The 5,844-nt window shown below is 70.9% G+C and carries 4 protein-coding genes; all 4 read right to left on the bottom strand.

The genetic code is table 11. The features are described from left to right. Positions 1-49: 49 nt before the first annotated feature. Positions 50-1,261 carry a hypothetical protein gene (locus IY392_RS13540; RefSeq protein ID WP_194861492.1) on the bottom strand — a complete coding sequence of 404 codons (1,212 nt, stop codon included), beginning with the start codon at positions 1,259-1,261 and terminating at the stop codon, positions 50-52. Positions 1,262-1,279: 18 nt separating this feature from the next. Then, on the bottom strand, positions 1,280-2,467 hold the full coding sequence (locus IY392_RS13545; protein WP_107757807.1) for a M20 family metallopeptidase: 1,188 nt from the start codon (positions 2,465-2,467) through the stop codon (positions 1,280-1,282). Continuing rightward, positions 2,445-4,322, bottom strand: coding sequence for a S9 family peptidase (locus tag IY392_RS13550; protein WP_107757808.1), 1,878 nt, complete (start codon positions 4,320-4,322; stop codon positions 2,445-2,447). Before IY392_RS13550 ends, IY392_RS13545 begins: the two co-directional genes overlap by 23 nt. Further along, the coding region (locus IY392_RS13555) for a circularly permuted type 2 ATP-grasp protein (protein ID WP_194861493.1) at positions 4,315-5,844 on the bottom strand (1,530 nt) is incomplete at its 5' end. The genes IY392_RS13555 and IY392_RS13550, both read right to left, overlap by 8 nt.

The raw sequence follows: 5,844 nt of genomic DNA on the forward strand, positions 1-5,844 counted from the left end.
CGGAGGCCGGGGACGCGATCTGGGTCGGGGCGGCTGTCATGTGACTTGTCTACCCTCTCGGGCGGTCATCCTCCACCGTGGACGTCCCCCCGGCGCCGTTCGCGTCGTCCTCGGAGTTCCCGGAGTCCTCGGAGTTCCCGGGGCCCTCGGAGTTCCCGGAGTCCTCGGAGTTCTCGGACTCGATCCGCTGGCGCTCCCGCTGCTCCCGACGCTCGCCGGCTCGCCGCTGATAGTCGTCGAACATCGTGCGGCGTTCGTGCCACCGGAGACTGTAGGTGGCCGCGCGGACCACGTCCTCGTCGTCGAAGTTCGACCCCAGCGCGCCGGCGAACGCCCCGAGGCAGGTGGACAGCCACGCCAGGCGGAAGTAGTCCGAAACACTGACGGCCCGCCCGAGCTGGGTCTCGAGGTAGCCAGCGTCCAACACCACGATGGCCAGCACGAACATCGCCACCAGCAGGGCGAGGAACATGATTCCCACACCGACGCCGACCGTCAGCACGGTGGCCGCGTTGTCCATCCGCCGATGACCCGGTCCGAATTCGTCATCGGAACGGGTCCACATCCCGTTGCGCAGAATCAGCCAGGACACCAGCGTGAGGACACCCAGCACGCCGATCAGCAGCAACCGCATCGGATGTAGTGCCACCGCCAGGGAGGCGATGCTGCCGTAGAAGACGCCGAAGGCGCCGGTGCCCGCCCCGGCGGCGACGACACCGGCTAATCCTGTCACCATCCGGGTGGGCCTGTTGTTGAGCACCATCCCTCCGAGTAGCCGGATCCTGCTCATCGCCCCGCTGCACGTGGCGGGGGGAAGATCGTCCGAACCGGACGGGCCGACACCGTCCCGGCGAGTGCCCGCCCTCACCAGGCGACGAAGGAGCGCCCTGACCTTCGCCTTCACCCGGACTACGCCGAGCACCGGCAGACATACCAGCGCGGCGGCAGTGGAGTCCCTGACGTCGTACAACACCGGGTCCCCGCCGGATCGGCTCGGCAGATCAGTCAGGTAGACGACGAAATCCCACGAGTGCTGCTGCAACAGACGGGGTGCGTGCTCGGTGAGTCGGACCTCGCCGTCCGGACCGAGCGGGAGTGTTTCCCGGGCGACCTCGACCCGCCACCTCCCCCCGAGCTCGCGGGTCAGATCGTCGGCGAGGTCGTCCGCGATCGCGGCCGCCACCCTGTCGGGCGCACCTGGGTCCGCCATGAGTCCGACGGTCGAGTACGTCCCCTCGTCACTCTGCTCGTGCTCACTCACTTCTGATACCCCCTTCCGTCACTCCCCGCGGTGAAGCCGCGCGAACGCGTCGAAGATGCGGGCACCGTGGGGCAGTGCCGCCTCGTCCAGGACGAACCCGGGGTGGTGCAGGTCGGTCTCCTCGGACTCCCCGTCCCACACCCCCAGCCGCAGGTAGACGCCGGGGATCTCCTCGGTGTACCAGGCGAAGTCCTCGCCGCCGCTGGACTGCACGGCCGTACCCACCCCGTCCGGTCCGAGCACCTGCTCGACCGCGGACGCCGCCAGGTCGGCGCAGGCCTGGTCGTTGACCACCGGTGGCACACCCTGGACGTACTCCACCTCGGCGCGTAGCCCGTACGTCGCGGCGATCGACTCGACGGCCCCGCGGACGACGGGTTCCGCCGTGGCCCAGACGTCGCGGTCGGCGCTGCGCAGGGTGCCCCACAGCTGGCCCGAGTCGGGGATGACGTTGGGAGCCGTCCCCCCGGCCTTGATCGAAGCCCAGGTCAGGACCGTGCCCGAGCGCGGGTCGATGGTCCGGTCCACCACGGCGGTCACCCCCGTGACGATCTGCGCCAGCGCGAAGACCGTGTCCTGGGTCTCGTGCGGCCGCGCCGTGTGGCCTCCGTTCGAGTGGACGGTGACGCCGATCTTGGCGTTGGACGACGTGATGGCGCCGCCCGTCACCCCCACCTCGCCGACGCGGCGGTGCGGATCGCAGTGCAGCGCGAGGATCCGGTCCACGCCCTCGACCACGCCCTCCTCGACGCACTCCTTGGCGCCGCCCGGCATGGTCTCCTCGGCCGGCTGGAAGATCAGGCGCACGGGGCGCGGTGGCGGGTCGGCGACCAACATCTCGGCCGCCCCCAGCAGCATCGCGGTGTGACCGTCGTGGCCACACGTGTGGGCCACCCCGTCGACCTCCGAGGCGAAGGACTCGCCGGAGTCCTCGCTCATCGCGAGCGCGTCGATGTCCGCGCGCAGGGCCACGACGTCCGTCGCGGTGGCGCCCTCGGCGGCCGGGACATCGCACCACAGGCCGGTGCCGATGCGGAACCGGGTCGGCCGCAGCCCCATCGACCGGAGCTCACCCTCGATGTAGTCGGTGGTCTCGGTCTCCTCGTAGGACAACTCGGGGTGGGTGTGGATGTGGCGCCGCCACCCGATCAGTCGCCCCTCGAACCCGCCCGCGTCGGCGGTGTCACCCTTCTTGCGTCCGAACACCGAACACCTCCTGACAGAAGTCGACCACCCGGTCCCCGAGCAGCTGCCTGTTGGCCAATTTCACGAACTCGTGACCCTCGTCCTCGAAGAGCAACACGTCCACCGGTACCCCGCGGCGCCGCAACGCCTCGACCGCCTGTTCGGTCTCGCTGAGCGGCACGTTGGTGTCGTGCGCGCCGTGGACGAAGAGCACGGGCACGTCCACGTGGTGGTACAGGTGCAGGGGCGAGGCCTCCCTGAGCAGTTCACGCTCCTGGAGTGGGTTGCCGTACTTGGGGTACGCGGCGGCGGCGATCCACGGCTCGGTGGTGCGGTAGAAGGTCTGGAGATCACTCATCCCACACGCCGCGATCCCCCCGCGCCAGCGCCCGGGATGCCGCACCAGGGTCGCGTTGACCAGGTACCCGCCGTACGAGCGGCCCGAGACCACCGCCCGGTCGGGGTCGGCGATGCCCTGCTCGACGAGGTGCAACAGCGCGTCCTCGACATCGTCGATCCCCGCGAAGCGGCCGTAGCGGTCGTCGGCGTGGCTGAAGAAGCGGCCGGACCCGGTGGACCCGCGCACGTTGGGCTCGAAGTAGGTCACACCGATGTCCAGGTACCGGCGGGCGAGGTCGTTGTACCCCGGTCGGGACTGCCCCTCGGGCCCGCCGTGGAGGTGGACCACCGTGGGCGTCGGCTCGTCGGCCGGATCGGCGCGGTACAGCCACCCCGAGAGTTCCAGACCGTCGCGAGCCGTGAAGCGGACCAGCTGCGGGACCGGGTCCGGTTGCCTCGGGGGCTCCCCCGTCCACCTCCGTCGCTCCACGTCGTACATCACGATGCGCGGTGGCTGGTCGAGACTCTGGACGGTGAGCGCCAGCAGACGCCCGTCGGCGGTGAGCGTGGGCGAGGACGCGACCACGTCGGGCAGTGGCGGTCTGACGATCACCCGTGGTCGGCTCCGGCGCAGGTCCAGAACCTCGATCTCCGACAGTCCCCCGCGGACGTTCCACAGCAGCACGGCGGTGGTGCGGTCCAGGCTCACCTCGACGCGATCGAGGTCGGCGTCCTCCCGGTAGGCGAGCGGCCACGACTCCGTGAACTCCTCGTCCGCCTCCACCGCAAGCAGTCCCATCCGGTCCGCGGAGTGATCACTGCGCACGATCATCCTCATGGGCCGGTCACCGCCGCCGGCGTCGAGTATCACGCCGGCGTCGGTGGTCGACCCGGTGTCCACGGGCAGGAGCGGCCACCACCGGCCGTCCGGAACGATGCGGAGCAGTTCGCGGTGGCCGCGCGCCCCGACCCGGAACAGGGCCGCCCCGTCGCGGGCGTGGACGAGCGCGCCTCCCATCCGGGAGTCGACGATCGTGCTCTCACCCGTCTCCGGGTCCACCAGCCTGCCCTCGGCCAGCCCCTCGGAGTCGAAGGCGGTCAGGGCCAACAGATCGCCGTCCCAGCAGACGATCTGCTCGGTGGCGTCGTCGTGGGTGTCGATCGGATAGACGTCCCGGTCCGCGGGGTCGGTCGTGACCAGCCAGATCCGCTCGCGCTCGCCACCGTCGGGGGCCACCTCGCAGGCCAGCCACTTGCCGCTGGGCGAGTACGCGACGCGTCGCACCGGTCCGTTGACGGGAAGGACCACGTCGCGTTCCGGACCGGCCCCGTCCAGGCCACCGAGGCCGAGAGGCCGTTGGACCGCGCGTGGGTAGCCGGTGCGCTCGGTGACCACGCACGCCAGCATCGAGCCGTCCGGGGACAGGCAGGGCGAGGTGGTGTGCCGGATCTCTCCCGGCCCCCCGACGGCGTCGTCGGGCGGGCCGGCGAGGTCCAGCGACTCCGCCTCCTCGGTGATCTCGGTCGTGTCATGCACGGTGGATCCAGGTGTCCTTTCCCCCGCCCCCGCTCGAGGCGTTGACGACCATCGTGCCCGCCGGGGCCACGCGTGTCAGTGCGACGGGCGGGGCGGAGGCGAGGATCTCACCCGAGGCCCCGCTCCGGAGCATGACGAACGCCCGCATGTCGACGTGCCTGCGCTGCAGTTCGTGACCGTTGAACGTCGGCAGTGTGGACAGGGACTGGACCTCCTGGGCGACGAATCTCTCACCGTGCCGCCGCAACTCGTCCCGCCGCTCGTCGAGCTCGCGGGGAGAGCACTCCGGGCCCACGGTGATGCCGGAGCCCCCGTACCCTTCGATCGGTTTGACCACCAGTTCTCCGAGGCGGTCGAGGACCTGCCTGCGCTGCTCGGGGTCCGAACAGACATAGGTCTCGACCTGGCCGATGAGGGGTTTCTCGCCCAGGTAGAAGTCGATGATCTGCGGCACGCGGGCGTAGATCGCCTTGTCGTCCGCGGCGCCGTTCCCGGGCGCGTTCACCACGGCCACGCCGCCTTCGGCCATCGCGCTGAGGAGTCCGCGCCGCAGCACCGTTCCGTCCGCGCCCGCCGACGACAGCAGCATCTCCTCGTCCATACGGACGTAGAGCACGTCGACGGCGGTGCGGTCGCCACCGTGAGCCCGCCAGAGGCGGCCGTCGTCGACCGTCAGCTCGTCCGGGGTGACGATCTCGCCGCCGATCGCCGCCGCGGCGTTGTTGAGGTCGAAGGCCTCGCGCTCGTCCTCGGCGATCACCACCGCGATGGCGGGATCGTCGACACCGCCCGGTGCGGCGGCACGCAGCGTCTCCGACAGCATCTCCAGGCCGACCCGGGGATCGTGGACCTCGGACCGCGCGCCGAACTCGGGGAAGCCCTCGCTGATCCGGTCGCGCAGGGCGACCGCCATGGCCAGACCCCCCGCCATCCGCAGGTTGTCCTCGAGGACGACCCACTCGCCGGGGGCGGTGGAGACCAGGTCGACGCCGCACACCGGCGCGTGCAACGCCCCCTCCGGGACCGACCGGCCGGTGGGCCGGAAGCCCGGGGCGCGGTCGAGGGCCTCGGCGGGGACGATGCCGGCGCGGATGATCTCACCGGGACCGTAGATGTCCCGGAGGAACAGCTCCATCGCCCGGGCCCGTTGTTCTATTCCCGCCGAGATCCGGGCCCACTGGTCCGCCGGGATGACGCGCGGGACCGCGTCCAGCGGGAACACCTGTGGTTCGTCCCTGCCGTAGACCTTCAGCGTCACGCCGAGGTCGCGCAGACTGTCGTCGACCTTCTCCTTGCGGTCGCACAGGGTGTCGGGGCCCAGATCTGACACGGCCTTGAGCACGTCCACGTATTCGGGGCGTGGAACGCCGTCCTCGGTGATCGCCTCGTCGTGCACCTCCTCGGTGACCGCCTCACCCAGCGGTGAGTAGGCGGCGAGCATGGACCGCATGTCACGATCGTCGGCCACGTCGCGCGGCCGGATCCGGTCGACGGTCTCCGCCAGCAGCACCGCCACCACGTC

Origin of the sequence: Dietzia sp. SYD-A1, from assembly GCF_015356725.1 — a bacterium.
GTDB lineage: Bacteria > Actinomycetota > Actinomycetes > Mycobacteriales > Mycobacteriaceae > Dietzia.